This is a genomic window from Cohnella silvisoli (assembly GCF_021190915.1).
In the GTDB taxonomy this organism is placed as follows: domain Bacteria; phylum Bacillota; class Bacilli; order Paenibacillales; family Paenibacillaceae; genus Cohnella; species Cohnella silvisoli.
Window position 1 is genome coordinate 11,538 of the sequence record NZ_JAIOAP010000007.1, and the last position, 15,659, is coordinate 27,196.

16 protein-coding genes are annotated in these 15,659 nt (G+C 51.1%); 1 reads left to right on the forward strand and 15 read right to left on the reverse strand.

Annotation, left to right across the window (positions count from 1 at the left end; translation table 11 throughout):
• Positions 1 to 20: 20 nt before the first annotated feature.
• From K7P76_RS14280 to yqfC, 6 genes are all read right to left on the reverse strand, one after another.
• Positions 21 to 395, reverse strand: coding sequence for a diacylglycerol kinase family protein (locus K7P76_RS14280; RefSeq protein ID WP_232185983.1), 375 nt, complete (start codon positions 393 to 395; stop codon positions 21 to 23).
• A complete protein-coding gene (gene ybeY / locus K7P76_RS14285; protein ID WP_232185984.1) occupies positions 392 to 928 on the reverse strand; it encodes an rRNA maturation RNase YbeY in 537 nt (178 codons plus the stop codon). The genes K7P76_RS14280 and ybeY overlap by 4 nt, the downstream gene beginning before the upstream one ends.
• On the reverse strand, positions 925 to 3,192 hold the full coding sequence (locus K7P76_RS14290) for an HD family phosphohydrolase (RefSeq protein ID WP_232185985.1): 2,268 nt from the start codon (positions 3,190 to 3,192) through the stop codon (positions 925 to 927). The genes ybeY and K7P76_RS14290 overlap by 4 nt, the downstream gene beginning before the upstream one ends.
• Before the next feature lie 25 nt (positions 3,193 to 3,217).
• Positions 3,218 to 4,180 (reverse strand): PhoH family protein, encoded by a 963-nt coding sequence (locus tag K7P76_RS14295; RefSeq protein WP_232185986.1) that lies wholly within the window; start codon positions 4,178 to 4,180, stop codon positions 3,218 to 3,220.
• Positions 4,181 to 4,210: 30 nt separating this feature from the next.
• Positions 4,211 to 5,389 (reverse strand): sporulation protein YqfD, encoded by a 1,179-nt coding sequence (gene yqfD, locus K7P76_RS14300; protein WP_232185987.1) that lies wholly within the window; start codon positions 5,387 to 5,389, stop codon positions 4,211 to 4,213.
• A 91-nt stretch (positions 5,390 to 5,480) separates the two neighbouring features.
• Positions 5,481 to 5,765, reverse strand: a complete 285-nt coding sequence (gene yqfC / locus K7P76_RS14305; protein ID WP_232185988.1) for a sporulation protein YqfC — start codon at positions 5,763 to 5,765, stop codon at positions 5,481 to 5,483.
• Positions 5,766 to 6,215: 450 nt separating this feature from the next.
• Here yqfC and K7P76_RS14310 point away from each other — a divergent pair, with 450 nt between their 5' ends.
• On the forward strand, positions 6,216 to 7,139 hold the full coding sequence (locus K7P76_RS14310; protein ID WP_232185989.1) for a transposase: 924 nt from the start codon (positions 6,216 to 6,218) through the stop codon (positions 7,137 to 7,139).
• A gap of 404 nt (positions 7,140 to 7,543) precedes the next feature.
• Here the strand turns inward: K7P76_RS14310 and K7P76_RS14315 are convergent, their stop codons facing one another.
• From K7P76_RS14315 to K7P76_RS14355, 9 genes are all read right to left on the reverse strand, one after another.
• Positions 7,544 to 7,894: an EamA family transporter gene (locus K7P76_RS14315; RefSeq protein WP_232185990.1), complete on the reverse strand. Its 351-nt coding sequence runs from the start codon at positions 7,892 to 7,894 to the stop codon at positions 7,544 to 7,546.
• Positions 7,891 to 8,295, reverse strand: a complete 405-nt coding sequence (locus K7P76_RS14320) for a DUF2304 domain-containing protein (RefSeq protein ID WP_232185991.1) — start codon at positions 8,293 to 8,295, stop codon at positions 7,891 to 7,893. Before K7P76_RS14320 ends, K7P76_RS14315 begins: the two co-directional genes overlap by 4 nt.
• Positions 8,285 to 9,031: a glycosyltransferase family 2 protein gene (locus K7P76_RS14325; protein WP_232185992.1), complete on the reverse strand. Its 747-nt coding sequence runs from the start codon at positions 9,029 to 9,031 to the stop codon at positions 8,285 to 8,287. Before K7P76_RS14325 ends, K7P76_RS14320 begins: the two co-directional genes overlap by 11 nt.
• The gene (locus K7P76_RS14330) at positions 9,028 to 10,248 is read right to left on the reverse strand and encodes an ArnT family glycosyltransferase (protein ID WP_232185993.1); all 1,221 of its coding nucleotides are present in this window, start codon (positions 10,246 to 10,248) and stop codon (positions 9,028 to 9,030) included. The genes K7P76_RS14325 and K7P76_RS14330 overlap by 4 nt, the downstream gene beginning before the upstream one ends.
• A gap of 157 nt (positions 10,249 to 10,405) precedes the next feature.
• Complete coding sequence (locus K7P76_RS14335) at positions 10,406 to 11,662, reverse strand: sensor histidine kinase (protein WP_232185994.1); 1,257 nt, start codon at positions 11,660 to 11,662, stop codon at positions 10,406 to 10,408.
• Positions 11,663 to 11,674: 12 nt separating this feature from the next.
• Positions 11,675 to 12,379, reverse strand: a complete 705-nt coding sequence (locus tag K7P76_RS14340) for a response regulator transcription factor (RefSeq protein WP_232185995.1) — start codon at positions 12,377 to 12,379, stop codon at positions 11,675 to 11,677.
• Between the two features lie 147 nt (positions 12,380 to 12,526).
• A complete protein-coding gene (locus K7P76_RS14345) occupies positions 12,527 to 13,051 on the reverse strand; it encodes a hypothetical protein (RefSeq protein ID WP_232185996.1) in 525 nt (174 codons plus the stop codon).
• A 57-nt stretch (positions 13,052 to 13,108) separates the two neighbouring features.
• Positions 13,109 to 14,107 carry a flotillin-like protein FloA gene (gene floA / locus K7P76_RS14350; protein WP_232185997.1) on the reverse strand — a complete coding sequence of 333 codons (999 nt, stop codon included), beginning with the start codon at positions 14,105 to 14,107 and terminating at the stop codon, positions 13,109 to 13,111.
• A gap of 47 nt (positions 14,108 to 14,154) precedes the next feature.
• Positions 14,155 to 15,552: an NfeD family protein gene (locus K7P76_RS14355; RefSeq protein WP_232185998.1), complete on the reverse strand. Its 1,398-nt coding sequence runs from the start codon at positions 15,550 to 15,552 to the stop codon at positions 14,155 to 14,157.
• Between the last annotated feature and the right edge of the window lie 107 nt (positions 15,553 to 15,659).

Here is a 15,659-nt window from a genome sequence, read left to right on the forward strand (position 1 = left end):
ATTCCCTCCAAGTATTCTATTTATTGAAAGCAAGCTTTCCACAACGGCGGTCCGAGTACAATTGCTCCAACTACGACCGCAAATAGCGCCGCAACGAGTACGGCCCCTGCAGCGGTATCCTTAGCGGCTTTGGCGAGCGGGTGAATGTCAGGGGAAGCCAAGTCTACCGTCCGTTCTATAGCCGTATTAAACAGCTCCGACACCCATACTCCCGTAATGGCCACCGATAGCCACAACCAATCATGAGCCTTCACCCTCAACCAAGCGCCTATAACAATGACAACAAGCGCAGCCGCAAAATGAAAGCGCATATGGCGTTCGTTCTGCAGCGCCCGTACAATTCCCGCTATTGCGTTAAGGAACGGTTGGACCCCGTGCGAACGCCCGCCGCTCACCGAGTCAGCCCCGCTTCCTTCAATACCTCTTCTTGTTTGGCGAACATTTCCTTCTCCTGCTCTTCGTCCCCGTGATCGTAACCGATCAGATGAAGAAATCCATGTACGAACAGGAAACCGAGCTCGCGTTCAAAGCTATGCCCGTACTCCTCCGCCTGGGCTTCGGCTCTAGGGACCGAGATGATGATATCGCCCAACAAATCGGCAAAAGGGTCCGCAGCCTTATCTTCGTCTTTCCATTCTTCGGCTCCTTCTTCCGATGCCTCATACTCATCGTCGTAATGAATGTCCGGCTCGTCCCTCTCCAACAGCGAAAACGACAGCACGTCCGTTGGCTTGTCCAATCCACGGTATTGCCGGTTTAGCTCCCGTATTCCTTCATCGTCCGTCAACGTGAGCGTGACGATCCCTTTCGTTACTTCTTCCTTGCGCCCCGCAACGACCAGCAGCTTCTCCAAGAGCTCCATCCACTGCTCTTCTTTGGGGCCTGCCCCGCCTTCCCGTTCGTCGATCCATTCCAAACTGAGAGTCATGCCGTAGTCTCCTTTGCCTCTTTCATTTTCTTTAATTCTTTATCGTCGGGATACTCGATTCGGGAATGGAACATCCCGATGACCGTTTCCTTGAGCGTCTCCGCAATTTTGTCCAATTCTCTAAGCGTCAAGTCGCATTCGTTGAATTGGTTGTCATCCAGTCGGTCTTTAATGATTTTGCCGATAATCTCTTCGATTTGCTCCACCGTCGGATGATTAAGCGATCTGACCGCCGCTTCCACGCAGTCGGCAATGCCAACGATCGCGGCTTCCTTGGATTGCGCTTTAGGGCCCGGGTAGCGGTAATCGTCCTCCGTCCACTCACTCTCCACACCTTGTTCCTGCGCTTGCTTAACGGCTTTGTAATAAAAATATTTCAGCAACGTCGTCCCATGATGCTGCTCCGCAATGTCTCGTATCGGTTTAGGCAACTTATGCGTCCTAAGCATGTCGGCACCGTCTTTCGCATGCGCGATAATGATGGAGGCGCTCACCTTCGGATCCAGCTTATCATGGGGATTTCCAGCTGCGTTCTGATTCTCGATAAAATATAGCGGTCTTTTCGTTTTGCCGACATCATGGTAGAAAGAGCCCACGCGGCATAACAGCCCGTTCGCCCCGACCGATTCCGCTGCCGCTTCCGACAGATTGCCAACCATGAGACTGTGGTGGTACGTCCCGGGCGTTTCGGTAAGCAGCTTGCGCAATAAAGGATGGTTCGGGTTGGACAGCTCAACGAGCTTCAAGGCAGACAGTATACCGAACGTAACCTCGAAGAATGGCATCAGCCCAATAACGAGCACCGCCGTAAGCAAACCGCTTGAGAACATGAAAATAACCGATTGGATAAGCTGCACGCGGCTCGGCTCCGGATTCACAAGCATAAGGGCCAGCACGGCAACCGAGCCGAACAGGCTCACCATAATTCCCGCCTTCAAAATGGAAGACCGCTGGCTTGCTCGATGTATGGCGAGAACGGCGGTAAAGGAAACTACGGCAGCAACGAATCCATAATGAAAGTCGAAAATATGCTCCTGTTCCACATTAAGGATAATGCTTGCCAACAAGGTGAATAAGAAGGAGCTTACAAGACCGAGATGCAGGTCAAGGAGAAGCGTTACCATCATGCTTCCCATCGCAATCGGAGCTAGGTAGCCTACGAAAGGCCATTGTTCGCTGTGTGTCAAAGCGACGAGGTGCATAAAAAGCATGTTAAGCGCGAAGATGAGCAGCATCATGACCCACTGAACGTTATCCCGCTTCTTAGCAGACGAAGCGCCGGCCGTTAATTCGCTGTAACCATACAAAGCCAAAGTGAAAATAACCGAAAAAAGCAACACTCCGAGCTGTGGCAAATACGTTTTACGTTCCTTCAGCAGCCCTAAAGAATCAAGCTTCTCGTATATACTTTGCGTAATGACTTGTCCAGCCTTTACGACCACGTCTCCCTGCTTAATGACTACCGGCGGCGTATTTTGTTTCGCTTCGACTTTGGCATCTTCCGTAGCCTGCTTGTCATAAAACTTGTTCGGCAGAATAGCCAGTCGAGCCAGCTCCTGAACGATTTCCCGTTCCGTCTTGAGGGAAAGCGAGCTTGCGTTAACGAGCTCGGCGACTTTAGTGCGGGCCGTTTCCGCCTTTGTCAGCGATTCACCGGTCAGCTTGTGCACGACATCCCGCCCGACCGAACGCATTTCAAGCAGTTGTTCTGGCGTCAATCTCGGAATCTTATAGTAGGTTTCCTCCGGTATCGCGTATTTCTGCGCCGATACGACTCGTTCCATCTCCGCGAGCAAACCGGCCGAGTACGTCTCCGACCCTCTGTTCGTGGACATAAAATTACTGACGTATTGATCGACCCGTTCGGGGATGACCCTGCGGAAAATATCGACCTTGTCCGCTTCCGTAATCTGATCGTCCTGATTCAGCTGTTCGATTCGCGTGAAGATTTCGTCGATTAGCGCTTCATTCCTAAGCGCGACGATAGAGTAAATCGGACCGACCTTCTCCGCTGCTTCTTCCTGCGCTTGCAACGTCGCCTTATCGTCCAATTCCTGACGAGGCGCCTTAATATCCTTGTCGCTTTTGCCGTTCAGCGTAATGTCGTAAGTTTCCGGAACTAGCCTCGGCGCAATGCTGAAATAAAACAAAAATACAAAAAGCAGGAGCAGGAGCCAGCGCATCGCCGCGCTTTGCTTCCATCCTGCCGCTGCCCCTGATAAGGTAAGCGGATTGCTAGGCGGGCCGCTATTTTTCCGACTCATCCGGCTATCCCCTCCCTTATAGTTATTATTCGCTGTTCGCGTTGTAGGCTAAAATGATTTTTTGAACGAGGGCATGCCGCACCACATCCTGATCGGTGAAAAACACCATGCCGATTTCCTCAATGCCGCGTAAAATTCGCTCAGCTTCGATTAATCCCGATTTTTTCCCCTTCGGCAAATCGATCTGGGTGACGTCGCCGGTAATGATCATTCGGGAACCGAAGCCAAGGCGCGTCAGGAACATTTTCATCTGCTCGGGCGTCGTGTTCTGCGCTTCGTCCAAGATAACGAAGGAATCGTCTAGCGTCCGGCCTCTCATATAAGCGAGCGGGGCGATTTCGATTTGTCCGCGCTCCATCGCCTTAGCGACGCCTTCCAAGCCGAGAGCATCGTTCAGAGCATCGTAAAGCGGGCGCAAGTAAGGATCGACTTTCTCCTGCAGATCGCCCGGCAGAAATCCGAGGCTTTCACCCGCTTCGACCGCGGGACGGGTAAGCAAAATCCGTTTGACCTTGCCTTCTTTCAATGCCGCAACCGCGCACATGACAGCCAAATACGTCTTGCCTGTGCCTGCCGGACCTATTCCGAATACGATGTCTTTTTTCCTAATGGTAGTCACGTAATGCCGTTGTCCTAGCGTCTTGGGGACAACAGGTTTACCTCGGAAAGTCGAAGTGATCTCGCCCTTGAATAACGAGAGCAATTCGTCGGCCTTCATCTCGCGAGACAATTCAAGCGCATAACGGACATCGCGTTCATTGATCTGCAATCCGCCTTGAATGAGCTGAATAAGCGTTTCGAACAATTGCTGCAAGGAACGCACTTCCTCGGCAGGCCCTTCAATATAAATTTCCGCATCCCTCGAATGAATAAGCGATACGGTTTCCTTCTCTATTATACGCAGGAACTTGTCCTGCGGGCCGAACAAGGCTAAGCCTTCGGCCGCATTGCGTAACGGGATAGTCGTATATTCTTTCAGTTCCGTCAAAAAGCCTCATTCCCCCTAATCGATTAATGCTTATCCTATAGGACGTTCGACCTCGATAGATTGTTCCACTTCAAAAAGAACGGTTAACAACACTTTACCATTCTCGGTATGTTCATGCAAAATGTTTTCCGCTTTAATCATCGCGTCCTTGCCGCATCTGGCAAGCAGTTCTTCGCGAGCTTGCTTCAAGCCCGCTTCCTTGGCTTCGGCAGGCGTCAACTTCTTCTCCGTTTCGACAACTTCTAATTCATGCTCTTTCATCGTTCCGAACGGCAGCAGCCGATTCCACAACTGCGCCCGGTGCAGGGTCGTGCGGGTTTGCGAATCCGCGTACGACTGTCCCCGATAGCCCGATATTTGCAGCGCTCTGTTTCCAATGAGCAAATAGTTGCGGTTTTGGGAAACTCCGGTAAAGCTTTTTGATTTCGTTACCAGAGGAGACGCGATGCGATATTCATGCCAGACAAGACCCATTACTTTGCCTTTGGATACGACAAGCTTACTGTGCGCTCCGTCACCCAGCACACCGGAAATAAGGACGTCTCCTTTGCGGACCCGGTCATTGCGCTCTACCTTAGGACGGCCGTTCTCTGCGACCACGCGCGTAATAACGGCATCCGCCTTGGCGATTAGATGTCTCGGGCCTTCCAGCGGTTTTTGCTCCGGCTTGGTCGAGTCGATAACGGTAATCGTAATCGAGGTTCCCGTCTTGTCCACTCCGATCCACGCCGCCTCAGGCAAATGTCGCGCCAAGCGCAGAGACAAAGATGCCGCATCCTGCATCCGGAAAGACCATTGGTAAGCATATATGCCTTCCGCTCTCGCCGCAGCGCGAATTTTCTCTTCAGGGATCGTTGAATTCCCCTCAATCTTAACGTTCCATACAAGCGTAGAAAGAATAAATAGAGCCGCAATAAAAGCGAGCATACCAACGGCAAACGTTTTTCTCCGCGACAGTCGAGCCATTCGGAAAGGAAGCCCATGCCGAGATATAATCCGGGTCCGGCTTCCATTGGCGCGCAATAACGGGCGAAGCCGAAAAAAGTCGGGGATCGACACCCCGAACATTAGATTTCCTTCCCGCGTGAAAGAGATGTTCCAAAGCGTTATTCGTTCCGTCGTCACGGCATTAAGGAATTTCTCGGGCTCCCCCCCGATAAGCTTGACCCACACGTAACCGCGCAGCATAGCCACCCATGTTCCCTTCATCCTTGCTCTCCTCCTGGCTTAGAGCTTGTCCTCGTTAAAGCGAAAGTCCGCCTTTAACAAACAAAAACGGACTTATGTATCGTAGCCTGCCTTATTTTTTCGGATGCAATTGTACGCCTAATATTTTGCCTTCGACAAAAACTTCCTCCGCTCCGATGTTTCGAATAACCAAATCTTGACCCGTCACTTCCATTTCCCCGTTATCCATAGCCAATCGGAGCGACTGCGGGGAGAAATGGAGCACGCCGCGGTGATTTTCCACCGTTAACTGAAGGCCTCCGATCATCGTGACGCGAGGCAAGTCCAGTACTACATCCTGCGGCAGGTCGAGAATCGTTGCGGTCCATTTGCGCAGCCTCCGACTTACACGCATCATGCGACGGTCCTCCCTCCTATACGGTACAACATATGCACCGCTGCCTCTCTTTATGAAGCGTAGCCCGGTCAAGAAAAAATGGAGGCTTTACCTCCGGCCCTTTTACTTTTAGCGGATATCCGTAATAAAGCAATCGAACCCATGAACTCCCTTATAACTCTAAAGGTCAATCGGTCCGACACTCCTGTTCATGCCTGTGATGTTCGAGAAAACGTGCCTTTATCCCCTCGCATCAGAAGGAGAATAAGACCACCGCAGCTTTTCCTATCTCCTTTCCGCGAAAACGTACCATTATCCCATCCGGTCAGAGGGAAAACCCTTGTTCAATGCTTTTAAAAACAAACCTAGAACGTTGAAATTTTGCCCGATATCTCTTGAAAATAGAACGTATGTTTGGTATGGTAAGAATAAGAACAAATGTTCTATTTCGTTGAAAAAGGGGAATCGTCTATGTTTCCGGAACATCTGACCTTCGAGGCATTTTGCCAGCAGTTCAACTCCGAGCAGGCTTGCGCCGAGGCGCTGTTCGAAGCCAGATGGCCGGACGGCTTCCGTTGCCCGACTTGTCTTCATCCTCACTTTTATCTTATCCAAACGCGCAGACTGCCTCTCTACGAATGCCGCTCCTGTCGCCATCAGACGTCTGTCATCGCCGGCACCATCATGGAAGGCAGCTCCACTTTGTTGACCCGCTGGTTCCAAGCGATGTTTCTCATCTCCCGGCCTTCCGGCATCAGCGCCTCCCGCCTATCCCAAGTGATTCAGGTCACCTATAAGACCGCGTGGCTCATCGCAAGAAAAATCCGCCATGCCCTGCAACAAGCCGATGAAGGCGATCCGCTCACGGGTGTTGTGCGAGTTGACCCTATCTCTTACGGTTATACGTATTATAGCGAGGCCCAGCAGCCGCTGTTGATCGGCGGATCCCTCGACGAGCGAGACGAGCCTCAGCAGGTCAAAATCAAACAACCGGATCCCAGCCATGTGAATAACGCGTTGAGGTGGATTGAAAAACCTGGCGTCCAAGCGTTCGTAAACGATCATACGGATGGAGAGGCCGTGACAGTTTCGCGCGGCAGACTTCACCCTGCTTTGAACCCCATCAAGTGGAAGGTGACCGCGTGGCTGAACAATACGTTTAATGGCATCGGGGCCAAACATTTGCAGGCTTATTTAGACGAGTTTTGTTTCCGATTGAACTTAAAACTCCGCCATGCCCCGGTCTTCAGCCAACTGCTCCATTGGTGCGCCGTGACACCAACCTTGACTTACAAAGATCTGACCCGCAGCAAACCGGTTCTCACCGTTCCTTGGGTGGTCTGGGGAAGCAAGGCGAAGTGGAAAGGAAAATATCTCACCCTATGGAATACTTGATGCTTAGGATAGCTGCTTTTTGAGTTGTCGATAACCCGTTCCATTCCAATTCATTAAACGGCAAATTTGTGCGTGAGCCAAGAATCCGTTGATTGCAACTCCCACTCAAGTCATGACATCCGAATATCCGTTGATTGCAACTCACTTCTGTCATGACATTCGTAAATCCGCTGATTGGCAACTTACTTCTGAGGTGAGGGGATAATGGTACCATTTCTCCGAAATGGCATGGAAATTAGGTGCCGGTTTTTTTGTAAGCCCAGATGAGTAGATGTCTATAAACTTTCTGATCGTATAAGTAAAACGACTTCTCCGCCCTTGGGACAGCGATGTACGTTTTTATCGAGCTATCGGATGATTATAAGGAACCTAAAACAAGAAAAAAACACATGCTCGCGCATGCGTCATTTAAGGCTGACTACAAATACCCCAGCAATAATGATTCCGGCTCCGATCCAGCGATTGGGCGGAACGACTTCTCCGAAAACGAGCCAAGCGACTAGCATACCGAGCACATAAGCCAAGCTTTGCAAAGGGTATGCCATGCTAAGAGACATGCGGGACAATACCGCCAGCCAAAGTACGGTGGCAACAGCATACATCCCCACACCGGTCACGATCCATGGGGAAGTAAAGACCTGAAGAGCGTTGCCCGGATGAAGTCCTCCCAAGCGATCTAGACCGAGCTTCCATACAGTTTGGCCCGCTAGGAGAAGCAGTACGTTCATCATTAGCAATGCGTAAGACACCGTCATTCTCTCACCCCCTGCGGCACCCTGATTTTCGCTTCCGTATGTGCCGCTTCCTGCGAGCGAACGAGCCCGTTAATCCGATGCTCCAGAAGCGCTAACGATTGGGTAAGCAATATGTTACGGCTAGTAAGCGAAGAGACGGCTATCGACAGGTGAAGTAATAGGAACAGTACGGCCACGAAAGCAAGCAGGTACAATAACGAAGGCGCGTAAGACACTCGGATCATCGCCGAGAACCCATCAAGCAATCCGGGAAACAGGGAAAGTCCCATCATGAACACGCCGAGCACCAACCACAGTATCGCATACTGTTCTCGCAGCCTGCGGCTTCGGATCAAATGAAGTACCGTCGCTGTGAAGCCCAAGCCGATTAAGAAACTAATAAAGTATATATTAGGATTCATAGCTCATTTTCCACGCTTTCTTCTTGCGGCTTTTGGCGATCAGAACCGCCAATACGACTTTTATCATGTAATAAATGGATTTGAACGACGATATGCTCGATGTTCCGGCTTGACGTTCTTTCATTACGACCGGAATTTCAATGAACGAGCTTCCGGAGTTATCCAGCAGTACAAGCGCCTCGACTTCCGGATAGTCCGTCGGATAGTCCCGCGAGAACAACTCGATTGCCTTCCTCCCGCACAATCGATAACCGGAGGTCGGATCGGTGACCTTTTTTCCTAGCAATCCGGACACTAGCTTAGACAGCAGCTCGATTCCGATTTTGCGGGCAAATGTAGATTGAAATCCCTTGTTCTCAAGAAAACGCGATCCAACGACCATATCCACTCCCGTCTGCTGCAAAGCTTCGAGCAGAAGATTGAAATCCGCCGGGTCATGCTGACCGTCCCCATCAATCTGGGCGGCATAACGATAACCGAATTCGGCAGCATACTTGTATCCGGTCTGAACCGCGCCTCCAATGCCCAGATTAGCCGGCAGATGGACGGTCAGCGCTCCAGCAGCCTCCGCAAGCATACCGGTACGGTCGCTCGAACCATCATTAACGACGAGAACGTCGGCTTCGGGCAATCGCCCGCGTATTTCGGCGACGACCTGCACGATGCCTTCAGCTTCGTTGTATGCGGGCACGACTATCAGAATTTCCTTACGGTCAGAATACGGGATCGTATTCATGCAGATCGCCTCCTGATTAGCTTCAACTGTTCGCCGAGCTTAAAACGACGTTCTATCCATCCGAGCACAAGAACGACTAACAAACTGTCCATGATAATCAGAAGCGGCATTGCTGTCACGTTGTATCGATATTCGGGGACGAAAGCAAGTCGGGTCACCGAAATCGTCAACACGATGACAACGAGCAGAGATGCGGGGTTACGCCATCTGCACAGCAGTACAACCGACGATACGATCGATAGAAAAATAATCATCAAGTGCAAATATGACTTGAACGGGATAACGGGATAAGGCGGCTGATGACCGCTTCCGGTAAACATCTTCCCGTATATATGTTGAAGCTTGCCAATCGTGTACCATTTCAAGAAAGTGCCGGTATGCTTCGTAAAACCTATCTTCAACCGTTCCTTAGCGACTTCCATCTGGGTTTTACCTGTTCGGTCGACTAGCCCGTCGTCGTAATTTTTGTCTGGATACGTTCCCGCCGCGAATGGATTAACCTGGGTGGATGCGATGACAGGTTCGTGCAACGATATGAGATTACGGATCAGCCACGGGGCGAGCACAATGGCAGTGCCGATGCCAGCGAAAAATAGTAGCTTTATCGTCTGCTTCGCTTTTCGGTGCCAGAGCAGATAAAGTACGAAACTTGCGGGCAGAACGACCAGAAATTCCGGACGTGTTAATACGGTGAGCCCCATAGCGATTCCGGCTGACAACGTTAGCCAACGGCTATGCTTATCGAAAGCAAGGAGCTGCAAATAGACGTATGACATGAACAATAAGGTAGCGAGTGATTCGGTCAGCACCGCTCCGTTGGTCCAAATAAAAGGTGGATATATTGCTGCGACAGCCAAAGCCGGCAACGCCGCCTTCTCCCCTCCCAACCGTTTCGCAATCCGGTATATGAGCCAAAGCGTGACTAAACTGAAGCAAGCTTGCAAATAACGGATAAGCGTCATCGGATCTTGGTTTATGTAGTCAGCAGTTAAATAGGAAGCAGCCATAAATAAGGGGAATCCCGGAGAAACTTGGGCATTAGGCTCCTCGCTCTTATAGGCGTATACCCCTTTTTCCAGCCACTGTCGAACCATAATGTCATAATTCACGGTGTCGTGGGAATTGTGATGATTAGCCGAAGCCAGAAAATCGAATCTTAAAAATGCCGCCAAAACAAAAATCAATACGACTGCCAAACTAGTCCACCTTCGCTGCATTACGAATGCCGCCTTTCTCGTCTCGTATATACAGGTGTAACAAAAAAGAGCCGTTAAGCTTCTCTTATCCTTCACCTGAATGAAAGTATAGAAGAGAAATCTTAACGGACTAGTCCATCAAATCTTAACGAAATCTTATCATTCACGGAACAAAAATTCAGGAATGCAATGGGAGACGCGTCGTGAACACCGTTCTGTCCCTGCTGCTCTGCACCGATATGCGGCCGCCGTGAACTTCGATGATGCTTTTGGCAATTGCAAGGCCAAGTCCGGTACCGCCAGTTTCCTTTGACCTGGATCGGTCGACGCGGTAGAAACGGTCGAACAGGAAAGGCAAGTCGCGTTCGGGAATCGGCTCCCCGTAGTTAGCGATATTGACGATTGCCTCTCCTTCCGAGACATTAAAAGAAATATCGATGTATCGACCGTCTTGTCCATAGCGGATCGCATTGGATAGGAAGTTCTCGAAGCTGCGGACAAGCAAATCCCCATCAGCATCAATGACCAGGGCATCCAATTCGGCCTCTACACGGCAAGTCATTCCGGCAGCTTCCAACTGAGGCACGAATTCCTCGCATAACTGGCGGATAAAACCTATCAGATCCAGTTGGACGGTGTTCAGAGGAATGCCGTTGTTCACCCGCGTATACTCGAACAGATCGTCGATCAGCTTCTTAAGCGTCAAAGATTTCTCGTAGACGATGGTCATGTAATGGCGCAGTTCGACCTCGTCCCGATAACGATCCTCATGAATAACCTCAAGGAACCCAAGGATAGAAGTGAGCGGGGTCCGCAAGTCGTGCGATACTCCGGTAATTAAATCGTTTTTCGTCTTCTCGGCGTTTCTCTCGTCTTGAATGGTGCGGTGAAGTCGTTCCGCCATCTCGTTGATTTTGAACGCGACCTCAGCCAGCTCGCCGGATCGCTCGCCAGCCGGAATGGGTCGGTCAAGATTGCCGTTCGCGATTTCCTGCAAACCCGCGAGAATGTGCGAAAGATCGTCGCTAAGCTGGGCGGACATCCGGTAAACGCTGTTCGATAGTTGCCCGATTTCATCTTTGGCCGCGCGATTCGGCGTATTCTGATCGAAATTGCCCATCCCGATCGAACGGATAGAGCGCTCAAGGCTTTCCAGCCTGCGCATCGTTCCCCGGCTGAGCAGAAAGAAGCTGACGACGTAAATGACGAACCCTGCCGCGATGGCTGCGGGCGATGATCCAACCTTGTTCACGACCAAAGCGACGGGAAATCTGACGAACGAAGCGATGGGCCGGCTGACGAACGCGGTTTTGAGAATCAAATTGCCGAGCGCGTATCCCAAGTAGAGCAGTACCGCCGTAATCGCTGCGCTGCCGATGGCGAACAAGAGAAACTTCCAACGCACGGAATAAACCCATTTCGGGGTTGCAGGCATGGGCGGTCCTCCTTAATTCGGCGAATCGATCTTATAACCGATCCCCCAAACGGTTTTAATGTATTGCGGTTTTTGCGGGTCTTTTTCGATTTTCTCCCGCAGCTTGCGGATATGGACCATAACGGTATTCTTTGACTCCATGAAGGGCTCATTCCATACCTTCTGATAAATGACGTCCATGCTTAGCACCAACCCCCGATTATTAGCCAGAAGCTGCAAAATCGCGAACTCCCGAGGAGTAAGCCGCACATCTTGGGCTTCGACGGTGACTGTATGAGTTGCAATATTGATTACCAAATCATCAATCTCGATCACACCTGCTCCACCAAAATGATGTTTCTTAAAGCGCTCATAGCGCCTCAATTGCGACTTTACCCTCGCCATCAACTCCAGCGGGTTAAACGGCTTGGTGACATAGTCGTCCCCTCCGATGCTAAGCCCCGCGATTTTATCGATATCCTGGGTTTTGGCAGACAGGAAAATAATCGGCATATCATGCGTTTCCCTGATTTTAATGCAGGCTTCAATTCCGTCCATGTGCGGCATCATGACATCCAGAATAATAAGATCAACTCGTTCACTCTGCAATATCGCCAGCACTTCCCGACCGTCCGATGCCTTAAGCAGCCGATAGCCTTCGTTGCGGAAATAGATTTCCATCAGTTTAATGATTTCTTTCTCATCGTCTACTAGCAGTATCGTTGTTCCCGAAGACATGAAATCCTCCCGCGTCGCATGCAATAATGGTATTACCTAGTCAATATAGCATAACCTGATGCGGCAAAATCTTAAGATCTGCTTAACAATAGGACCATTAAATGCGAAACGCCCGGGACTCAGATGTCCCGGACGTTAATTAGCTATTTAACGCCGATAAGGTCGACGCGCCCGCGGTGGTCCAAGTATTTCCGCCCATAACACCGCCCGCTTTAAATCATCCCTTGCTAATAGCGGAGCATCGGAACGCATCGAATGCGATGAAGCTGTTGCTTTCGTTTGCGACCTGGCTGCGCGCTTCGGTTGGGCCTCTATCGCATACATATCTTCCGTTTCGACGAAAGTATAGCTCGAAGTTGGATTTATTTCCGACCTCGGTTCCGGTAGACGTGTTTCGAGCCGTACCGGCTGTTGCCGCGGCGCAGGAGGCGGCGTTTGCCGCTGTGGCGCCGGGAAACGGGCTTCCACGGGCTCCGGCTGGGAGGTGGGTGCAACGGGAGGTCTGCTCTCCCCTGGCCCCCTTCGTCGCTGTTGTCCGCCGCCTCCGAAGTCCGGCATCCGATTCGGAGGGCGTTCGAGCGGCGATTTACGGAAAAACAATGCGTAAATTATGCCGATCACGAAGATTACGATACCCAAGTTTTTCATGACGAAAGAAATCAATTGCTCCACGCTTCAACCTCCTTACAACATGCATGCTCACAAAAAACGCATTTATTTCACTATGGCTTAGCGTTTTTCCTCGCCGTCTCCGCGAGTCGAACCGGATTGGTTACCGATGGAGCCCCTCATTTGCGTGTCCGCTTCTATGTTTTTCAAATTCATGTAGTCCATAACGCCAAGTTTGCCGGCTTTTAAAGCTTCCGCCATCGCCAGAGGCACTTCGGATTCCGCTTCGACAACCTTCGCTTGCATTTCCACGACGCGCGCCTTCATCTCTTGTTCTTGCGCGACGGCCATTGCGCGGCGCTCTTCCGCTTTCGCCTGAGCGATCCGCTTATCCGCTTCCGCTTGCTCCGTCTGAAGATGGGCGCCGATATTCTTGCCTACATCTACGTCGGCGATATCAATGGATAAAATTTCGAATGCCGTGCCTGCGTCCAGTCCTTTGGCAAGAACGGTTTTCGAGATCAGATCCGGATTTTCCAATACGTCCTTATGGGATTCGGCTCCCCCGTTCGTGCTTACGATTCCTTCCGCTACGCGGGCCAGAATCGTTTCTTCGCCGGCACCCCCGACAAGACGGTCAATGTTCGCACGGACTGTCACCCGCGCCTTAACTTTCACTTCAATACCGTTTTTGGCTACTGCGGATACAACCGGAGTCTCGATAACCTTCGGGTTTACGCTCATTTGCACAGCCTGCAAGACGTCGCGTCCCGCGAGATCGATGGCAGCGGCCCGTTCGAATATGAGAGGAATATCCGCGCGATGCGCGGCAATCAAGGCATTAACGACGCGGTCGACATTACCTCCGGCTAGAAAATGGCTTTCAAGCTGGTTAATGTTTAATCCGAGCCCCGCTTTTGTCGCTTTAATCAAAGGGTTAACGATACGGCTTGGAACGACGCGACGCAATCGCATGGCCACCAGCGTGATGATGCCGATTCTAACCCCTGACGCCAAAGCCGAAATCCAGAGCATAAAGGGGAAGAAACTCATAAACACCGTTAAAGCAATAATAGCCAACGCCACGATCACTAGCAGCTGAACATCGATATTATCCATTTTGAACCTCCGACAAATTATTGGTCTAGCAATAACGCAATGAGATCTTAATTCGTTATAGTTTCCTTTATTTCCTTTACGACTATACGCGTTCCATCCACGGACATGACGCGAACCGGTTTGCCTTTGTCGACATATTCGCCGGTAGAAATGACGTCTAGCCGTTCGCCGTTAATATCCGCCAAACCGGAAGGTCTCAGCATGGATAGCGCGATTCCTTCTTGCCCGATCCATTTCTCGCGGGAAAGCTGGGGAACGTAGCCTTTATCGGTCGTAAGCTGCTCGCTGAGTATGAACCGGTTCCATATTCCTCGCTTGCGGAACACATAGGCGAACACGATTATAATGACTATCGCGATTAATGCAGCAATTCCAAGCGACCTTAACGCAGTTCCAGTATCGTATGCCCCCATCGTAATTCCGAAGATCAGCGCCGCGATCCCGAGTATACCCAGAATTCCGAAGCTCGGGATGAACATCTCCGAAATGAGAAGCACGATGCCTATAACGAACAGGACGATCGATTCCATTCCGGCGAACCCCGCGATAGACTGACCGAAAAAGTATAATCCAAAAGCGATCAAACCGGTAATTCCCGGAGCGCCGAAGCCCGGAACGATCAATTCAATGGCAATGCCCGCGATTCCAACAATAAGCAGCAGCGTAGCGATGCCAGGACTTGTAACGAACTCGGACACCCGTTCGGCGAACGAGGGATTAAGGTCAATGACCGTGCGGTCCGACAGTCCCTTCCAAGCGATCACTTCGTCCACCGTCTTAGCGAGCGTATCGGCGTAACCGACCTTTAAAGCCTTTTCTGCCGATAAGGACAAAATTTGACCTTTGCCATTCGTTTCTCCAATTTCCTTAAGTTCGAGCTCTCGACTCGGATCAACCATCTTGACGGCTATCTCCGGATTGCGTCCGTTCAGCTCTGCGGCAGCGACCATTTCCGAGCTCCAGAAGGATACGAGCTTCGGATTCTCGATCGCATTACCCGCTTCGTCTACGATCATAGCCGCTCCGATTGTCGTTCCCGGAGCCATGGCAATGTCGCCGGCGTTCAAAGCAATGTAGGCCCCTGCGGATGCAGCCTTCCCGCTGACGAAAGCAACCGTAGGAACGGCAGCTTCACGAATGCGCTTACCGATATCCTCCGCGGTGTTCAATCTTCCGCCAGGCGTATCGATATCGAGCACCACAAGCGAAGCTTTCGCTTCCTCCGCCTCCTTGAGCGCGCGGTCTAGGAAAGAGGCCAGACCGCTTTGCACCGTTTGGTGAACCGGAATGACGTATACGGAACCTGCCGACGGAGTATCGGCCGCTCGAGCGCTTTCCGTGAGCGCTCCCAACAATGGAATTCCCGCGAGCACGAACAATAGAGACAATCTCAGCATAGTTACCCAGCCGGTATTTCTTTTGCGATTTGGATCGCTTTGGATCAAGTCCATTTCCTCCCCCGTGCGACAAATAGCGCATCGTCTTCGTTACGATTTGTCGTCACAGCTATTTATCTAAGATTAACATATACTACGGTACGACATCGCCTATA